Origin of the sequence: Salinicoccus sp. HZC-1 (genome assembly GCF_046736035.1) — a bacterium.
GTDB lineage: Bacteria > Bacillota > Bacilli > Staphylococcales > Salinicoccaceae > Salinicoccus.
Genome location: NZ_CP177130.1, coordinates 2,722,479 through 2,740,638 on the forward strand (window position 1 = coordinate 2,722,479; position 18,160 = coordinate 2,740,638).

General features: G+C 45.3%; 17 protein-coding genes and 3 rRNA genes. 1 reads left to right on the top strand and 19 read right to left on the bottom strand.

Annotated elements, in window-relative coordinates; all coding sequences use genetic code 11:
* Nucleotides 1-62: 62 nt before the first annotated feature.
* The 5 genes from ACKRAT_RS14120 to metG form a co-directional block, all read right to left on the bottom strand.
* Nucleotides 63-326 (bottom strand): Veg family protein, encoded by a 264-nt coding sequence (locus ACKRAT_RS14120; RefSeq protein WP_046791332.1) that lies wholly within the window; start codon nucleotides 324-326, stop codon nucleotides 63-65.
* Between the two features lie 79 nt (nucleotides 327-405).
* Entirely contained in the window at nucleotides 406-1,299 is an 894-nt protein-coding gene (rsmA, locus tag ACKRAT_RS14125) for a 16S rRNA (adenine(1518)-N(6)/adenine(1519)-N(6))-dimethyltransferase RsmA (RefSeq protein ID WP_411843007.1), read from the bottom strand.
* A gap of 1 nt (nucleotide 1,300) precedes the next feature.
* A complete protein-coding gene (gene rnmV / locus ACKRAT_RS14130; RefSeq protein WP_411843008.1) occupies nucleotides 1,301-1,855 on the bottom strand; it encodes a ribonuclease M5 in 555 nt (184 codons plus the stop codon).
* A gap of 79 nt (nucleotides 1,856-1,934) precedes the next feature.
* Complete coding sequence (locus ACKRAT_RS14135; RefSeq protein ID WP_411843009.1) at nucleotides 1,935-2,699, bottom strand: TatD family hydrolase; 765 nt, start codon at nucleotides 2,697-2,699, stop codon at nucleotides 1,935-1,937.
* Nucleotides 2,700-2,716: 17 nt separating this feature from the next.
* On the bottom strand, nucleotides 2,717-4,696 hold the full coding sequence (metG, locus tag ACKRAT_RS14140; protein ID WP_411843010.1) for a methionine--tRNA ligase: 1,980 nt from the start codon (nucleotides 4,694-4,696) through the stop codon (nucleotides 2,717-2,719).
* A 273-nt stretch (nucleotides 4,697-4,969) separates the two neighbouring features.
* Between metG and ACKRAT_RS14145 the strand changes: the two genes are divergently transcribed.
* Nucleotides 4,970-5,245 (top strand): AbrB/MazE/SpoVT family DNA-binding domain-containing protein, encoded by a 276-nt coding sequence (locus tag ACKRAT_RS14145; RefSeq protein ID WP_411843011.1) that lies wholly within the window; start codon nucleotides 4,970-4,972, stop codon nucleotides 5,243-5,245.
* 45 nt (nucleotides 5,246-5,290) lie between these two features.
* Here the strand turns inward: ACKRAT_RS14145 and rsmI are convergent, their stop codons facing one another.
* From rsmI to ACKRAT_RS14215, 14 genes are all read right to left on the bottom strand, one after another.
* Nucleotides 5,291-6,109: a 16S rRNA (cytidine(1402)-2'-O)-methyltransferase gene (rsmI, locus tag ACKRAT_RS14150; protein ID WP_411843012.1), complete on the bottom strand. Its 819-nt coding sequence runs from the start codon at nucleotides 6,107-6,109 to the stop codon at nucleotides 5,291-5,293.
* 3 nt (nucleotides 6,110-6,112) lie between these two features.
* On the bottom strand, nucleotides 6,113-6,364 hold the full coding sequence (locus tag ACKRAT_RS14155) for a GIY-YIG nuclease family protein (protein WP_411843013.1): 252 nt from the start codon (nucleotides 6,362-6,364) through the stop codon (nucleotides 6,113-6,115).
* Entirely contained in the window at nucleotides 6,357-7,085 is a 729-nt protein-coding gene (locus tag ACKRAT_RS14160; RefSeq protein ID WP_411843014.1) for a tRNA1(Val) (adenine(37)-N6)-methyltransferase, read from the bottom strand. The genes ACKRAT_RS14155 and ACKRAT_RS14160 overlap by 8 nt, the downstream gene beginning before the upstream one ends.
* Before the next feature lie 42 nt (nucleotides 7,086-7,127).
* Nucleotides 7,128-7,442, bottom strand: a complete 315-nt coding sequence (locus ACKRAT_RS14165) for an initiation-control protein YabA (RefSeq protein WP_411843015.1) — start codon at nucleotides 7,440-7,442, stop codon at nucleotides 7,128-7,130.
* Between the two features lie 2 nt (nucleotides 7,443-7,444).
* Entirely contained in the window at nucleotides 7,445-8,251 is an 807-nt protein-coding gene (locus ACKRAT_RS14170) for a stage 0 sporulation family protein (protein WP_411843016.1), read from the bottom strand.
* Nucleotides 8,252-8,256: 5 nt separating this feature from the next.
* Nucleotides 8,257-9,165, bottom strand: coding sequence for a hypothetical protein (locus ACKRAT_RS14175; RefSeq protein WP_411843017.1), 909 nt, complete (start codon nucleotides 9,163-9,165; stop codon nucleotides 8,257-8,259).
* A 12-nt stretch (nucleotides 9,166-9,177) separates the two neighbouring features.
* Nucleotides 9,178-9,507, bottom strand: coding sequence for a cyclic-di-AMP receptor (locus tag ACKRAT_RS14180; protein ID WP_411843018.1), 330 nt, complete (start codon nucleotides 9,505-9,507; stop codon nucleotides 9,178-9,180).
* Nucleotides 9,504-10,136: a dTMP kinase gene (tmk, locus tag ACKRAT_RS14185; protein WP_411843019.1), complete on the bottom strand. Its 633-nt coding sequence runs from the start codon at nucleotides 10,134-10,136 to the stop codon at nucleotides 9,504-9,506. The genes ACKRAT_RS14180 and tmk overlap by 4 nt, the downstream gene beginning before the upstream one ends.
* Nucleotides 10,136-11,425 (bottom strand): hypothetical protein, encoded by a 1,290-nt coding sequence (locus tag ACKRAT_RS14190; protein ID WP_411843020.1) that lies wholly within the window; start codon nucleotides 11,423-11,425, stop codon nucleotides 10,136-10,138. Before ACKRAT_RS14190 ends, tmk begins: the two co-directional genes overlap by 1 nt.
* A gap of 215 nt (nucleotides 11,426-11,640) precedes the next feature.
* Nucleotides 11,641-11,755 (bottom strand): 5S ribosomal RNA (gene rrf, locus ACKRAT_RS14195).
* A 97-nt stretch (nucleotides 11,756-11,852) separates the two neighbouring features.
* Nucleotides 11,853-14,741, bottom strand: a 23S ribosomal RNA gene (locus tag ACKRAT_RS14200).
* 232 nt (nucleotides 14,742-14,973) lie between these two features.
* Nucleotides 14,974-16,525, bottom strand: a 16S ribosomal RNA gene (locus ACKRAT_RS14205).
* Together the 16S, 23S and 5S rRNA genes form the textbook arrangement of a ribosomal RNA operon.
* Nucleotides 16,526-17,201: 676 nt before the next feature.
* On the bottom strand, nucleotides 17,202-17,798 hold the full coding sequence (gene recR / locus ACKRAT_RS14210) for a recombination mediator RecR (protein ID WP_411843021.1): 597 nt from the start codon (nucleotides 17,796-17,798) through the stop codon (nucleotides 17,202-17,204).
* Nucleotide 17,799: 1 nt separating this feature from the next.
* On the bottom strand, nucleotides 17,800-18,111 hold the full coding sequence (locus tag ACKRAT_RS14215; protein WP_411843022.1) for a YbaB/EbfC family nucleoid-associated protein: 312 nt from the start codon (nucleotides 18,109-18,111) through the stop codon (nucleotides 17,800-17,802).
* Between the last annotated feature and the right edge of the window lie 49 nt (nucleotides 18,112-18,160).

Consider the following 18,160-nt stretch of genomic DNA (forward strand, 5'->3'; position numbering starts at 1 on the left):
CTCTCTATTAAGACATAATAAAAAACCATCACCGATGACGGATGATGGTTTTTCTCGTTCAATTATTGGATTACAAATGCTTCTCGTTCATCATTATAGAATGTCACTTCAACGTTTGATGTCAATACATCGGTATATGTATATGACACTCTTTCAAAGTTATGTTCCTCCTGATCAAGTTCTACGACGAAAATCGAAGGATATGTTTCTCTAAGAATACCTCGTCGTTCAATCAATTTCTTGCGCCCTCCGTTTGCACGAAGTAAAACTGGGTTCCCCAATTGACATTCAAGAATATTTTTGATGTCGACTAAAGTTTTTGGCATTTGGCCCACCTCACTATATTCATTATAGCAAGTTTACATAATTCTGTCAAAATTTAAGGAAAATTATTTACTTTTGTTTCTATTGGGAAATTATTTTCAATTCCGGGAAGTTTTTAAGCTCCTGGTAAATCGCCGCATATTCTTCAATCGACATGCTCTCACCGCGTCGTCTCGGGTCCACATCCGCTGCCTGCAACAACTGGCGAATATCATCCTTATGATTTTTTCCATCCTCAAAAACAGTCATATAGTTATTTAAAATTGTCTTACGCCTTTGGCCGAATGCACCGCGCGTTAATTTGAAGAAAGATGCCTCATCATCTATATCGACTTTCTTCGTTTTCCGCCTTACCATTTCCACAATGATAGAATCAACGTTTGGCGGCGGCATAAACACTGTTTTAGGCACCTGCTGCACTACACGCGCTTCAGTATAGTAGTCGATCGCTATGGTCAGTGAGCCGTAGGATTTACTGTTCGGCCGCGCACTGATGCGTTCCCCGACTTCTTTTTGCATCATTACATAAAATCGTTCAATCGGCAGATTCTGCTCCAAAAAGTTCATGAGTATCGGCGTTGTAATATAGTAAGGCAGATTTGCCACGACGACCACTTCATCGCATTCTGAAAAATGCGCTGCAATTTCCGCACGGATATCCGCTTTTAAAATATCTTCGTTTATAACTGCCACATTGCCATAGGGCGAAAGTGTGTCAGCCAGGACAGGAACCAGCCTTTGGTCGATTTCAAAAGCAACAACTTTACCGGCACGTTTGGCCAGCTGCTCCGTAAGCGACCCGATTCCCGGCCCCACTTCTATGACTCCCGTTTTTTCATCAATATCCGCCTTATCCAGCACTTCCCTGATGACATTCAAATCCACAAGAAAGTTCTGTCCCAGACTTTTCTTAAATGAAAAACCATGTGTCTCAAGTATTTGTTTTGTTCTGCCTATCGTTGCAATATCTTTCATATTACTCACCCGTCAACTCTTCCAATATATTTACTATGCGCGGTTTGTCGATACTGTAGCGGTTCAGCTTCTTCCTCAGCTGACCTGCATTGGCGTAACCGATATTCAGACGGTCACAGAGATATCTGCGCCTAATGGCCGCTTCAGAACTGCCGGAGAGCCCCCATGCGGTCATATCAGCCAGTGTGATGGTTTCTTCTGTGTCCGGCATGTTTGTATAGACTTGTGACAGACTTTCCCGAATCGCCTCGACGCTCGCATGCTCGATTCCTATTCCACCCAATTTACCTTTCGCTTTTTCCCTCGGCAGGAAGGCTTCTTTGATGTTTGGAAATCTCTCTAATATAGTATTGCGGATTTTATGGCCCGGAAAGTCAGGATCAGTAAAAATAATCGCTCCGCGCGTAGCTAGAGCAACTTCAATCTCTTTTAATACAGTTTCGTTGATTGCTGAGCCGTTTGTTTCAATTGTTTCACAAGAAACGGCTTCGTTCAAACGCCTTGTATCATCGCGTCCTTCCACGATAACGACTTCTTTTATAACCGGTTTTTCCATACTTTTCGCTCCTTGGATTCATCATACCATAATTATTTACTGCAAAAATAAAATCACCGTCTGAACGGTGATTTTATTACTATATGCCAAAAAATGCTTCGGCATTTTTAGTTGTCTGTGCCGCCAGCTGCTCATAACTGATACCGCGCAGCTCAGCAATCTTTTCTGCGACGAGCTTCACATGTGCCGGCTCATTCCTTTTGCCCCTGTACGGATGCGGCGCCAAATAGGGTGCATCCGTCTCCACCAGCAGTTTGTCAATCGGGACATGTACGGCGATATCTTTTGGCTCCTGTGCATTTTTAAATGTGACAGGACCGCCTAAAGAAACATAGAAATTCATATCGATAATCGTGTCGGCGTCCGCTTCATTACCACTGAAAGCATGCATGATGCCTCCAATTTCATGGGCACTTTCTGATTTTAAAATCTCAATGCAATCTTCTGTTGCATTCCTGTTATGGATGATGATCGGAAGCTGGACCCTTTTTGCCAATGCAATCTGCTTTTTAAAGACTGTTTTCTGCACATCATGCGGAGACTTGTCCCAATGATAATCGAGTCCCGTCTCCCCAATCCCTACAATTTTTTCGTGGGCCGACAATGATTCAATCCATGCCAGGTCCTCGTCTGTACAGTCTATTGCGTCTACAGGATGCCACCCGATGACTCCATACACATTGTCATACTGTTCTATGAGAGACATTGTACGTTCAATCGTTTTACGATCGAAACCTACGACGACCATCTTTTCAATTCCAGCTTCTCTGGCACGTTCCATGACCTCTTCCAAATCCTCATCATACTGATCTGCATTGAGATGTACATGCGTATCTATCAACATTGCAATCACTCCAACAGTTATTTTACAGTGCTGCCATTTTCAATACCATCCGGTACAGAAATAAGCGTCAGGTTCTTGCCTTTTTCCGCTGTTAAAATCATGCCTTCGGAACGTTCGCCGCGCAGTTTAACAGGCTCGAGATTCGTAACGACCAGCACCTTCTTGCCGATGATATCCTCCGGCTCGTACTGCGCCCGGATACCGGAAACAATCTGACGTTCTTCATTGCCAAGGTCGACTTTTATCTTAAGAAGCTTATCGGCTTTCCTGACACCTTCCGCATTGATCACTGTTGCGACTCTAATCTCAACTTTGTCAAAGTCCTTGATGTTGATAAGCCCTTCTGCGGATTCTTCTTGCTCTTCTTCGATTTCATCTTTTTTATCCGGCGTCATCAATTCTTTGATGTGTGCCACTTCCGCTTCCACATCAAGTCTCGGATAGATCGGCTGCGGTTTGGATATCATTTGTTCTTCTATCTTGACGCTGCCGTATTTGAACACTGAATCGAAAGTCTGCAGGGCATTGTCTGTGATGTTCATCTGTCTGAAGATTTCTTTCGGTCCATGCGTTAAATAAGGTTTGAGCAGTATTGCCGCAATACGGATGTTTTCCGCAAGATGGACCATTACATTGCCCAGTGCTTCACGGTTTGCCTCATCTTTGGCAAGCACCCACGGCGCAGTCTCATCGATGTACTTGTTCGTACGGCTGATGATTGTCCATACCGCTCTGAGCGACTTATTGAATTCCATCTCTTCCATGCTATCCTCATAAAGTTGGACGTTCTCTTTCACTGTCGCTTCAAGACTCTCATCAAATTCGTTCTGATGGCCTTTATACTCAGGCAATTTGCCGTCGAAGTATTTATTGACCATGGAAATCGTACGGTTGACCAGGTTACCTAAATCGTTTGCCAAATCATAGTTCGTACGATCAACGAATGCTTCCGGTGTGAATACACCGTCAGAACCAAAAGGGACTTCGCGCATCAGATAATAACGGAGCGCATCGAGACCATAGCGTTCAACTACTGTTTCAGGATAAATGACATTGCCTTTGGATTTTGACATCTTACCATCTTTCATTACCAGCCATCCATGTCCTAAAAGTTTTTTAGGAAGCGGCAAGTCTAAAGCCATCAGCATAATAGGCCAATAAATAGCATGGAACCGGACGATTTCCTTACCGATCATGTGTACATCAGCCGGCCAGAATTTTTTAAACAGACCGTCATCATCAGAGCCGTATCCCAGCGCCGTGATGTAGTTGCACAGTGCATCAATCCATACATATACTACGTGCTTAGGATCTGAGGAAACCGGCACGCCCCATGAGAAAGTCGTTCTGGATACTGCGAGATCCTCCAGTCCTGGCCGGATGAAATTATTCAGCATTTCATTTCTGCGTGAAGCCGGTTTAATGAAACCGGGATTATCTTCATAGAATTTTTCCAGCCGATCCGCGTATTTACTCATTTTGAAGAAATAGCTTTCCTCTTTAACAAGTTCCACTTCATGCCCACTTGGCGCGACTCCGCCAATCATATTGCCGTCTTCATCTTTATAAACTTCTTCGAGCTGAGTTTCTGTGAAGAACTCCTCGTCCTGTACAGAATACCACCCTTCATACTCACCGAGATAGATATCTCCCTGTTCAAGAAGCTGCTCGAAAATCTGTTGAATTGCTTTTTTATGGTTTTCACTGGTTGTGCGGATGAATTGATCATTGGTGATTTCCAGAACAGACCATAATTCTTTCATGTATGCAGCCATATCATCCACGTACTTCTGCGGGGAAATACCCATTTTCTCCGCCTTTTGTTCAATTTTTTGACCGTGTTCGTCTGCACCGGTCAGGTAGTAGACATCAAACCCGCGCATGCGTTTGTATCTCGCCATTACATCACATGCGATTGTTGTATAAGCGTTACCGATATGTAACTTACCGCTTGGGTAATATATCGGAGTGGTGATATAGTAAGTTGGTTTTTCCATGCCTTTTCCTCCTATTAGTTCATTTATTAAATATAACTAATTTTGCCTTTATTTTCAATGATATCAGTGGCGTCTTGTGTGGGTACTGTGCTATAATCAGCAGGAACTTGAACATAAACGGAAAAATCCGTTGACATCATCCAAGACATATGATAGACACATGTTTTGAATTGATTTTTTCGGGTATCAGAGGTTATATTCTTAATACGATTCATCAGCCAATATAAAAAAATGAAATTTGATGAAGAGCGGAAAGTATGGAGGGGTTTTTTTATGAAATCAACAGGAATTGTACGTAAAGTCGATGAGTTAGGGAGAGTGGTTATCCCTATAGAACTCAGACGTGTACTTGATATCGAAGTAAAGGATGCACTCGAAATTTATACTGATGACGATACAATCATTCTCAAAAAATACAAACCACAGATGACTTGCGCCGTCACTGGTGATGTATCTGAGAAGAATATGCGTCTTGCAGATGGCCGTATCATTTTGAGCCAGGACGGTGCACAACAGCTTATTGATGAAATCAAATCAAAAATGGACTAAATAGATTACATTAGCCAACCGATGGAACTTTAAAAGCTCCATCGGTTATTTTTTGTGGTATTCATCATACACATCCTGCTTACGCAGGCTTCTTAAATCAGCAACTGTCTTGATGGCCTGTTTCGTTTTCATCCCTTCTTCTATCAATTGTTCAATATGGGCATTGACCGGCATATCAAAGGTTTCTTCAATTTCCGGTGCTCCCTCAATGACAATGACAAACTCTCCTTTTAAGGGGATTTCCTTCTCAAGCATTTCAGTCATTTCCACCGCTGCTGCCCGTTCATGCTGTTCAAATTTTTTGGTTATCTCCCGGGAAACACTCACATTCCTGTCTGGATCAATATCTCTTATGGATGTGATTGTTTCTTTGATTTTATGAGGGGATTCATAAAGTACTGACGTTAAGGGATGGTTCATGATTTCTTTGAGCTTATCCTTCCTTTTACGCCCCGTTTTCGGTAAAAACCCAAAATACGTAAATTCATATGACGGGATTCCGCTTGCGACAAGCGCCATTGTAAAGGCGGACGCCGAAGGGATGACCACATAATCCATGTGCTCCCGCTGCATTCGCTCTATCAGTTCAAAACCGGGATCGGAAACGACGGGCATTCCAGCATCACTCACCAGCGCGAATGTTTTTCCATTTTTCATTTCTTCGATGATAAAATCTTCAACTTCTTCTTTGTTGAAATCATGATAGGATCTAAGCGGAGTACCGATATCAAAATGATTGGTCAATTTACGCGTCGTCCGCGTATCCTCACAAAGAATCGTGTCCACATTCTTCAATGTCTCTATCGCTCTGAACGTCATATCATCAAGGTTTCCGATGGGTGTACCCGTTACATATAGATGCATATTTCATCCCTCCTTTTCTATCAATGCGATTTTTGCTGTTCTCGACAGTTTTTTAATTGCATATTCCCGCTTCATCGCTTCACTTTTGGTCTCAAACTTTTCATAGTATCTGAGTATGACCGGCAGTCTGTTACGGGTATATTTCGCACCCGTTCCACTGTTATGGGTTTCTATACGTTTGTCCAGATCTACAGCATACCCTGTATAAAGGGTATGATCCGCACATTCAACGATGTATGCGTAGTACTCAGTCATAGTAGACCTCCAGCATCTCACTGGAATATTCCCCGTCAGTATCGTAAATATAAAACGGCGGGAGGACGTCTACATAAGCCTGGCTGTGGAAAATCGCTTCCATAAGCACGAACATCGCCGTTCCGGAGCTCCTGTCATTATAGACATACTGCAGACGCCTGATACGGAAACCAGCGTTCGACAGCTCACTGATAACTTCCATACTCCGTTCGGCACGATGGACCATGTAGAGACGTCCTTTATTCTTCACTAGAAACCGCACCGCTCCGATCACACCTTTTAAATCGATATGTACTTCATGCCGTGCAATGCTGTGGGGCCCTAAATGTTTAAGAGGCTGATTGTTCGTAAAGTATGGAGGGTTCACCGTGATCACATCAAACGAGGAATGATCGAACATCTCTCTAATCTGCTTGATATCACCATGATGCATCGTAATCTGATCAGCTTTTTCATTCAGTCCAATGCTTCTCTCAGCCATATTTACAAGCTGTTCCTGAAGTTCAACCGCTTCGATCGGCTTTGCTGTCCTATGGGATAGCAGTAACGGTATAACGCCGTTACCGGAGCACAGATCAATGATGCCCTGATCCCGTTTTACAATCCGTGTAAAATTGGCGAGCAGGAGCGCATCGACTGAAAATGAAAATACTTCCCTGCTCTGAATGATCTGCATGGATTCCCTGAAGAGTTCATCCAGACGTTCTCCATCTTTCAACATCTTTTTCACCTCGTAAATAATAAAGACGGCCGCAGCCGTCTGTTACTTCCCTCTATGTTCAAGAAAGCCCTGACAAAACAGGCAGTCTTCCTCGTTTCTCAGTGTACCGAAATGCACACTGCACACATGGAACCCCTCTTCATAAATACTGTTCAATGTGTTTCCCTTAAAAGAATCCTCTGCTACAGATTCATTTTCTTCATGGAGTTTTTCATATTTCTCTTTCTCCATTTGCAGTGTCACATTTTCTTCAACCAGACGCACAGCAAGCTCCTTTAAAGTCTGAAGATCGTCGTGCATATTATTCATATCCGCTTCCATTTTGCTGATATGCATGAATAAACGTTCACGATCCATCTTTACACCTCTCCGACTGCATCTAGTTCATCGCAGTGGAATTCGCGGATGTAATCGTCTTTATATTTAACTTTAACGACCAGATCCAAGATGTTCATACCCACTACGAGTCCGCGGCCATCCGGCGTATTGATCGTCTGGCCCACATCCGGCATTTTTTCACGGGCATCTTCATAATACTCATCTTCATAGTTGAGGCAGCACATCAGGCGGCCGCAGGCACCTGAAATTTTAGTCGGACTGAGGGAGAGATCCTGGTTCTTCGCCATCTGTATGCTCACTGGCACAAAGTCGCCCAGGAACGTGGAACAGCAATGCGCACGGCCACACGGGCCGATACCGCCGAGATACTTCGCCTCATCTCGGACACCAATTTGACGCAATTCTATGCGTGTTTTAAAACGGTTTGCCAGAACACGGACTAAACCTCTGAAATCGACGCGTTCATCTGCTGTAAAATTAAAAATCAGTTTTTTACAATCCAGGGTATACTTTGCATTCACCAGATTCATTTCCAATTTTTCGGTCTCTATTGCAGATTTACAGAATTCCATCGCTGTTTCGGACATTCTTTGGTTTTCATGGTACTTTTCAAGATCCTCTTCTGTTGCTGTGCGTACAGATTTTCCATCTGATTCCACTATATTATCTTTAGGGATTTTGTGATTTCCTTTAACGACACGCAGTAATTCTGTGCCCCGTTTCGTTTCTGCGATTATATAATCATCGCGTTCTGCCGTCACCCGGCCACTTTCAATATAAATATTATCAAAGTAATCCAGCTGAGTAGCAGTGATGAGTTCTATCATATTATTCAACCTTTCGAGCAGATAACCATACTTTCAAATACGAGCATCGGGTGGACGTTGGCCTGCAGCATCCGGTTTGCTGTTTGAATCTCATCCAACATTTTAGCCAGCCGTTTTATAGAGTTTTTGCCGTTCACCTGTTCATCACCGAAGGGTTTATAGCTTTCGAGTTCGAGCGCTGCATGCATGGACTGACGGACAAAACCATCAATCAGCTGGAGCATCAGCATATAATCCCTGCGTTCTCCGCATATATCGATGACCGGCTTAATATCTATGAGCACTAAAGGATGATTGCCAATCCATTTAGCTGAAAACTCAATCGCCGCTTTTCTCATCGCAGAGAAATTTTCACCAAGGTCTTTGACATGCTGTGCATTGAGCGCCAGCACATCGACTGTGTTAAGTTCTGCATCATTGAGATGTTCCAAAAACTTAATACGGTCATCTTTTTCACCTTTTATATGAATATGCTGTGATCTCGAATGAATGGTAGGCAAAATACTGCTCTTATCTATTGTAAGCAGGATTGCTATTGTCTTTTCCGGTGGTTCTTCAAGAAATTTCAAGACGCTGTTTTCTGCCTGGGGTGTTAGTTTCTCAAATGCTTCAATTACATAAACTTTATAATCTGATTCGGTAGGTTTACGGTTCATCCTGCGTACCAAATCTTCGACTGCTTCTTTTTTGATCGCCGTTTCATCAGTTCGAAGATAAAAATAGTCAGGATGATTCCCTTCCGAAATAAGCGTTTCGTTCCGCGGTGTGTCCCCTAGAATTTTGAGGGCAAAGAATTCACTATGACGCCTCAAAGTTTCAATGGCATCCCCCTCAAACATGTAGGTATGACTGAGCCTTCCGCTTTCAATGATCCGGTTCAGCTGCTGTTCTACGCTTCCTGTCTGTATACTCATACACTAAACCGCTTAAAATCTTTCAAATTGTTCAATAGGCAGAACAAATACTGTTGCTCCACCAACTTCAACCTCGACTGGATATGGGATATAGGAATCCGCATTGCCTCCCATTGGAGTCACAGGCGCCACTGTCTGTTCCCTGTTTCCACAAGTATCATCCAACAGTCTGAGCAGTTCATCGACACGTGCATCATCCACACCACATAGGAATGTTGTGTTTCCTGCTCTTAAAAATCCGCCTGTTGAAGCAAGCTTGGTATTTCTAAAGTCATTTTTAGTCAGCCTGTCTGCCAACCTCTGACTGTCATGATCCTGAACAATTGCGATAACCATTTTCATGACTGATTCACTCCTTGTTCCAAATATTGGTTGATTATTTCCAATGCATCAGCAGCAACCTTTTCAGGAGACTGATCCGCATCCACTATCTTAATGCGTTCTGGATTATTATCTGATAATTCATTATACCCCAAAACAACATCTCTATGAAAACTAATTTCTTCTGCATCCAGTCTGTTGTGGTCGCGATTATTACTTTCTATACGACGAAGTCCAACTTCAGGATCGAGCTTCAGATAAATTGTCAAATCCGGCATGTAATCTTCAATGGCAAAACGATTGATGCTCATAACCTCATCTGTACCTATGCCTCTTGCAAACCCCTGATATGCAATGGAACTGTCTACGAAACGATCGCAGAGAACAATCTTATCTGCTTTAAGTGCCGGAACCACTTTTTCAATAAGATGCTGACGCCTGGCTGCTGCGAACAATAACGCTTCAGTACGTGCATCCATGTCATTGCCTTTTGCGAGCAGAATCTCTCTGATCAATTCACTGATCGCAATGCCTCCAGGTTCACGCGTAACAATCGCATCATATGTTTTTACAAGCTGTTCATATACTTTAGAAATTATCGTTGTCTTTCCGGAGCCTTCCGGACCTTCAAATGTAATGAAATGACCCATTAACTTTCCTCATTTTTGTAATGTTCTAGATTGTGCTTTACACCCTCTATTCTAACACGATTATACATATTATGCGTAATCGTTTTAATATGCTCTTCAGTGATAACCTCACCTTCACGTACAAGCGGAATCCCCGGCGGATACGGTACAATGTTCCGTCTGCACACATTATTGAGAAGAACCCGGACGTCTGATAAAAGCCTTGCGGTTTCTTTGCTTTCTATGTTTTGTACGCTCTGCATCGGAATGCCGGAATCTCTAGTGATATCGCCAATACGGTGGATAAGCGTCTCAAGTGGATATCTATCTCCTCTATGGAACAGCGGCAGACACCACAATACACCTTCATCTGTCACCATTTCATGATGGATATGATGCTGTTCTGCCAGGATTTTTGCCAGCTTGTATGATGATAGTTCCGGGTGGCTGAGCAGGATTTTTGCAGGGTCGGCCTTTTTTTCTACAGTGAGCTTCTGTTTTCTTAATGCCTCTATAATGACTGAGCGGTTTTCAAAAAAACTCTCCGGATGGTACGTTTTATAAAATTCATGGGCACTTTCAATAGAAAGCATCACTAAATAAGACGGGCTCGATGTTTCAAAGTAGTTTATATACTTCATCACTTCATCGTGGAGGGGTTGCGATTTTGTGAAGATAACAGAGGCCATCGTCAATGCCGGCAACATCTTATGGTAGGACTGGATCGTAATATCCGAGTCGTGCTTCATCGAGGACTCCGGAAATCCCGGCACTATATCAAAATGCGCACCATGGGCTTCATCCGTAATTACACGGGCATTATGCCGGTGGGCGTACGCGATGATTGCCTGCACATCAATCGTATCTCCTGTGTATGTAGGATATGTCAGGATTATGGTATCTCCGGCGTTTATTTGCAAGTCGAACAATTCTGCTGATGCTGCTTCGATGTAATCGGCCCCTGTCAGCTGCATTCCGTGATAAACGGACTTATGCGCATGGTCGACAATCACGAATCTTACAGTCTTATTCTTCAGGGCGAAAATTGCTGATATCATACCATTCGTCGTCCCATTCACCATCATCTGGGCAATATAACCCGGATATTTCTGGCTCAGGTTCTGATTGATCTTTTTTAGAATTCCCTCTGGTTCATGCAAATCATCCAGACCATCGATCTCAGTCATGTCAAAGCGGGCATCAATCATAGAGAGATAGCCGATAGTATTGTTTTTATGCCCGGGTACATGCATGGATATATACGGTTTTCCATCATTCAACATATTTTCAATAGTTTTATATAGATTCATATTCCTCACCACTTTATTTATAACATGATTGTCAGAAAGTACCAAGGCTTATGAGAGGACCTTAGTTGTTATCCAATGAATTCTTCCACAAAACCATTATGTGTAAAGGATAGCTAATACTCAGAAGATATTGATATGGATAAAATAGAAGAAAAAAAAGAGACCTCTAAAGGTCTCAATGCGGCTCATCGCATCCATACTATTCATTCTGTACTGCCCGGCAGCGTCCTACTCTCACGGGACGTTCATCCAACTACCATCGGCGCTGGAGAGCTTAACTGCTGTGTTCGGCATGGGAACAGGTGTGGCCTCTCCGCCATCGCCGCCGGACAGTGTCTTACATATGGGGAATGTGATATGTCACATTCAAAACCGGATAGAAGCAATATCTCGCGCAGAAACCGAACACGGTTTCTTCATTAAATTCTTGAATAAGTCATCGATCGATTAGTATTCGTCCGCTGAATGTGTTGCCACACGTACACGCCGAACCTATCTACCTCATCATCTCTGAGGGATCTAATGGGGAAATCTCATCTTGAGGGGGGCTTCATGCTTAGATGCTTTCAGCACTTATCCCGGCCATACATAGCTACCCAGCGATGCCGTTGGCACGACAACTGGTACACCAGTGGTATGTCCATCCCGGTCCTCTCGTACTAAGGACAGCGCCTCTCAAATTTCCTACGCCCACGACGGATAGGGACCGAACTGTCTCACGACGTTCTGAACCCAGCTCGCGTACCGCTTTAATGGGCGAACAGCCCAACCCTTGGGACCGACTACAGCCCCAGGATGCGATGAGCCGACATCGAGGTGCCAAACCTCCCCGTCGATGTGAACTCTTGGGGGAGATAAGCCTGTTATCCCCGGGGTAGCTTTTATCCGTTGAGCGATGGCCCTTCCATGCGGAACCACCGGATCACTAAGTCCGTCTTTCGACCCTGCTCGACCTGTATGTCTCGCAGTCAAGCTCCCTTATACCTTTACACTCTATGAATGATTTCCAACCATTCTGAGGGAACCTTTGAGCGCCTCCGTTACTCTTTAGGAGGCGACCGCCCCAGTCAAACTGTCCACCTGACACTGTCTCCCGCCCGGATTACGGGCGCGGGTTAGAATCTCAACATCACCAGGGTGGTATCCCACCACTGCCTCCATGTAGACTGGCGTCCACACTTCTTTGGCTCCCACCTATCCTGTACAGGTGAGGTCCAGATTCAATATCAGGTTACAGTAAAGCTCCACGGGGTCTTTCCGTCCTGTCGCGGGTAACCTGCATCTTCACAGGTACTATGATTTCACCGAGCCTCTCGTTGAGACAGTGCCCAAATCGTTGCGCCTTTCGTGCGGGTCAGAACTTACCTGACAAGGAATTTCGCTACCTTAGGACCGTTATAGTTACGGCCGCCGTTTACTGGGGCTTCGATTCGCACCTTCGCTTACGCTGAGCGCTCCTCTTAACCTTCCAGCACCGGGCAGGCGTCAGCCCCTATACTTCACCTTTCGGTTTGGCAGAGACCTGTGTTTTTGATAAACAGTCGCTTGGGCCTATTCACTGCGGCTCATATCTCTATGAGCACCCCTTCTCCCGAAGTTACGGGGTCATTTTGCCGAGTTCCTTAACGAGAGTTCGCTCGCTCACCTTAGAATTCTCTTCCCAACTACCTGTGTCGGTTTACGGTACGGGCGGTGATCATCCTCGCTAGCGGCTTTTCTTGGCAGTGTGAAATCAATGGCTTCGCCTACTATTTTCGGCTCCTCATCACAGCTCATGGTATCACAGGGCGGATTTGCCTGCCCTGACCACTCACTGCTTGAACGTGCTCTACCTTTCGCACGCTCCATCTATCCTACTGCGTCACCACAATCACTCAAACGGATATCACCGGTACAGGAATTTCTGCCTGTTGGCCATCGCCTACGCATCTCTGCCTCGGCTTAGGTCCCGACTAACCCAGAGCGGACGAGCCTTCCTCTGGAAACCTTAGTCATTCGGTGGACGGGATTCCCACCCGTCTTTCGCTACTCACACCGGCATTCTCACTTCCAATCGCTCCACATGTCCTCACGATCATGCTTCTCTGCCATTGGAACGCTCTCCTACCATTAATATACATTAATCCACAGTTTCGGTAATATGTTTAGCCCCGGTACATTTTCGGCGCAGCGTCACTTGACTAGTGAGCTATTACGCACTCTTTAAATGATGGCTGCTTCTAAGCCAACATCCTAGTTGTCTGTGCAACGCCACATCCTTTTCCACTTAACATATATTTTGGGACCTTAACTGGTGGTCTGGGCTGTTTCCCTCTCGACAACGGACCTTATCACCCGCTGTCTGACTCCCATGAATCGCATCGATGGCATTCGGAGTTTGTCTGAATTCGGTAACCCGGGATGGGCCCCTCGTCCAAACAGTGCTCTACCTCCACGATGCTGTCATGAGGCTATACCTAAATATATTTCGGAGAGAACCAGCTATCTCCAGGTTCGATTGGAATTTCTCCGCTACCCACACCTCATCCGGTCACTTTTCAACGTAAGTCGGTTCGGCCCTCCATCCAGTGTTACCTGGACTTCAGCCTGGACATGGGTAGATCACCTGGTTTCGGGTCTGCAATCACATACTCTGTCGCCCTCTTCAGACTCGCTTTCGCTGCGGCTCCGCATTCGCTGCTTAACCTTGCATGTAATCACAACTCGCCGGTTCATTCTACAAAAGGCACGCCATCACCCATTAACGGGCTCTGACTACTTGTAGGCACACGGTTTCAGGATCTATTTCACTCCCCTTCCGGGGTGCTTTTCACCTTTCCCTCACGGTACTGGTTCACTATCGGTCACTAAGGAGTATTTAGCCTTGGGAGATGGTCCTCCCGGATTCCGACGGAATTCCTCGTGTTCCGCCGTACTCAGGATCCACCGCTCGGTGGAATGTATGATGCCTACGGGACTGTTACCCCCTGCGGTCGGCCTTTCCAGACCATTCAGCTTTACATTCCACCGATTATCGGTGTCCTACAACCCCAGCCGAAGCTGGTTTGGGCTCTTCCCGTTTCGCTCGCCGCTACTCAGGGAATCGATTTTTCTTTCTCTTCCTCCGGGTAATGAGATGTTTCAGTTCCCCGGGTCTACCTCCGCGTCAGCTATGTATTCACTGACCGGTAACACATAAAAATGTGCTGGGTTCCCCCATTCGGAAATCTTCGGTTCAACGCCTACTTACAGCTCCCCGAAGCATATCGGTGTTGGTTCCGTCCTTCATCGGCTCTTAGTGCCAAGGCATCCACCGTGCGCCCTTCATTACTTAATCGCAATGAATTTGTGAGTGTATCGCTCCTACAGCGATACAACGCGTGTTTTTTGAACTCTTTTAAATCTTAGTTCTCGGTTTTCTACGCTTTGATTTTCGGTTAAAAATCATTTATTGCTTCTCTATCCGGTTTTCAATGTACATATTTTGCGAATGCTTCTGTAAATACAGAAAACATTCAAAACTGAATACAATATGTCAAACGTCAATTCCGCTCCGTAATATTCCTTAGAAAGGAGGTGATCCAGCCGCACCTTCCGATACGGCTACCTTGTTACGACTTCACCCCAATCATCGGTCCCACCTTCGACGGCTGCTTCCCAAAAGGGTTAGCCCACCGGCTTCAGGTGTTACTGACTTTCGTGGTGTGACGGGCGGTGTGTACAAGACCCGGGAACGTATTCACCGTGGCATTCTGATCCACGATTACTAGCGATTCCAGCTTCATGGAGTCGAGTTGCAGACTCCAATCCGAACTGAGAGCAGTTTTATGGGATTCGCTGAACCTCGCGGTCTCGCTGCCCTTTGTTCCTGCCCATTGTAGCACGTGTGTAGCCCAAATCATAAGGGGCATGATGATTTGACGTCATCCCCACCTTCCTCCGGTTTGTCACCGGCAGTCTCACTAGAGTGCCCAACTGAATGCTGGCAACTAGTAATAAGGGTTGCGCTCGTTGCGGGACTTAACCCAACATCTCACGACACGAGCTGACGACAACCATGCACCACCTGTCACTCTGCCCCGAAGGGAAACCATGTCTCCATGGCTGTCAGAGGATGTCAAGATTTGGTAAGGTTCTTCGCGTTGCTTCGAATTAAACCACATGCTCCACCGCTTGTGCGGGTCCCCGTCAATTCCTTTGAGTTTCAACCTTGCGGCCGTACTCCCCAGGCGGAGTGCTTAATGCGTTAGCTGCAGCACTAAGGGGCGGAAACCCCCTAACACTTAGCACTCATCGTTTACGGCGTGGACTACCAGGGTATCTAATCCTGTTTGATCCCCACGCTTTCGCACATCAGCGTCAGTTACAGACCAGAGAGCCGCCTTCGCCACTGGTGTTCCTCCATATCTCTGCGCATTTCACCGCTACACATGGAATTCCACTCTCCTCTTCTGCACTCAAGTCTCCCAGTTTCCAATGACCCTCCCCGGTTGAGCCGGGGGCTTTCACATCAGACTTAAGAAACCGCCTACGCGCGCTTTACGCCCAATAATTCCGGATAACGCTTGCCACCTACGTATTACCGCGGCTGCTGGCACGTAGTTAGCCGTGGCTTTCTGGTTAAGTACCGTCACCCGGTGAGCAGTTACTCTCACCGGCGTTCTTCCTTAACAACAGAGTTTTACGAGCCGAAACCCTTCTTCACTCACGCGGCGTTGCTCCGTCAGACTTTCGTCCATTGCGGAAGATTCCCTACTGCTGCCTCCCGTAGGAGTCTGGGCCGTGTCTCAGTCCCAGTGTGGCCGATCACCCTCTCAGGTCGGCTACGCATCGTCGCCTTGGTAGGCCCTTACCCCACCAACTAGCTAATGCGCCGCAGGCCCATCCATCAGCGGCAGCCCGAAGACCGCCTTTCAACTTACCGCCATCGGCAGTAAGGGTTATCCGGTATTAGCTACGGTTTCCCGTAGTTATCCCCGGCTGATGGGCAGGTTGCCTACGTGTTACTCACCCGTCCGCCACTCGATTCCAAGGAGCAAGCTCCTCGGTTTCGCGTTCGACTTGCATGTATTAGGCACGCCGCCAGCGTTCATCCTGAGCCAGGATCAAACTCTCCATAATTGGAAAGCTCGTCTAGAGCTCTTCGCGATACTGCTGACAGTATCTGTTTGCGTTTTGTATTGTTCGCCTCAATGTCGGGAAGTTCAACTGTGTTGAACCTCATTAATTATCGGAATTAACGTTGACATATTGTCATTCAGTTTTCAATGTTCTCGTTTTTGTGTTGCTTTTGTTGACTACTTAATTAGTATAGCATAAGTGAAAATCAGATGCAACATCTTTTTTACACTTTTTAAAGTTGTTAATCACATTTGTTGTGTCGGTGCTTTATTTCGTCCGACAAGATATTACTATACAGGGTTTGTATTATTAACGCAACCCTTTTTTCAAAAAAAGTTTTTAGATTCTATTATTTCTTATTTTTCTCTTGTCCATCCAAACTCATTCTGCGCCAAAAATCCCGATGCAAAGGGATTTTCACTATAATCGTTGTCGTTGATCGGTACCAATAGCTGTAATGACACCTCAAAATCGATCCGTGTATTATTATCCTTTCAAGGGCATGTCATCATACGGTATGTCTCGTTTTTGGGAATTTAAAAAAAGGAAAGAGCCGGGCTGCTTCCATCATTAGGCGGCTGCTTCCTAAAAGTTGGAGTAAAAATTCTAACTTTCACGGAATCAGCACATTATTCTGTCCGGCTCCTGAACCTGCATTCATGATTACGCGTATATTCTATAACTCCGTGCGATGCTCTATTGCTTTGGACAGTGTGACTTCATCGGCATATTCCAAATCTCCGCCTACCGGCAGACCGCTTGCAAGCCGCGTGGATTTTATGCCGATCGGTTTAACCAGCCTTGAAATATACATGGCCGTCGATTCGCCTTCGATGTTCGGATTTGTAGCCAGAATGATTTCTTTCACTTCATCATTCTTTAATCTTTCTATTAACGAAGGAACATTGATATCCTCCGGTCCTATTCCGTCCATCGGACTGATCGCACCGTGCAACACATGATACAACCCTTTATACTCACGCATCTTTTCCATGGCGATGACGTCTTTCGTATCCTGGACTACGCAGATAACACTCCGGTCCCTGTTCTTGTCGCTGCATATATAACATGGATCAATATCTGTAATATGACCGCAGATTGAACAGAATTGAAGCTCTCTTTTCACTTCCATAAGACTTCTGGAAAAGTTGACGACGTCGTCTTCCTTCATATTAAGTACATAAAATGCCAGGCGCTGGGCTGTCTTCGGCCCGATACCCGGCAGTTTCATGAAGCTGTCTATCAGCTTGGATATTGGTTCTGGATAATGCATATTACATCATACCTGGGATGTTCATACCTTTAGTATGCTTGCCGAGGCGTTCACTTGTGAGCTCATCCGCTTTAGTCATTGCTTCATTTGTTGCAGCAATGATCAGATCCTGCAGCATTTCAATATCATCAGGATCTATAACTTCCTCGGAGATTTCCACGTCGAGCACTTCTTTATGTCCGGATACCGTCACTGTGACCATACCGCCGCCGGCTGTGCCTTCTACCTTTTCCTCTTTCAGCTTTTCCTGCTCTTCCTGCATTTTCTTCTGCATTTTCTGCATCTGTTTCATCATGCCCTGCATATTGTTCATACTGATATTCTCCTCCAAATGTGTTTAGAATGATTATCTATATATTATA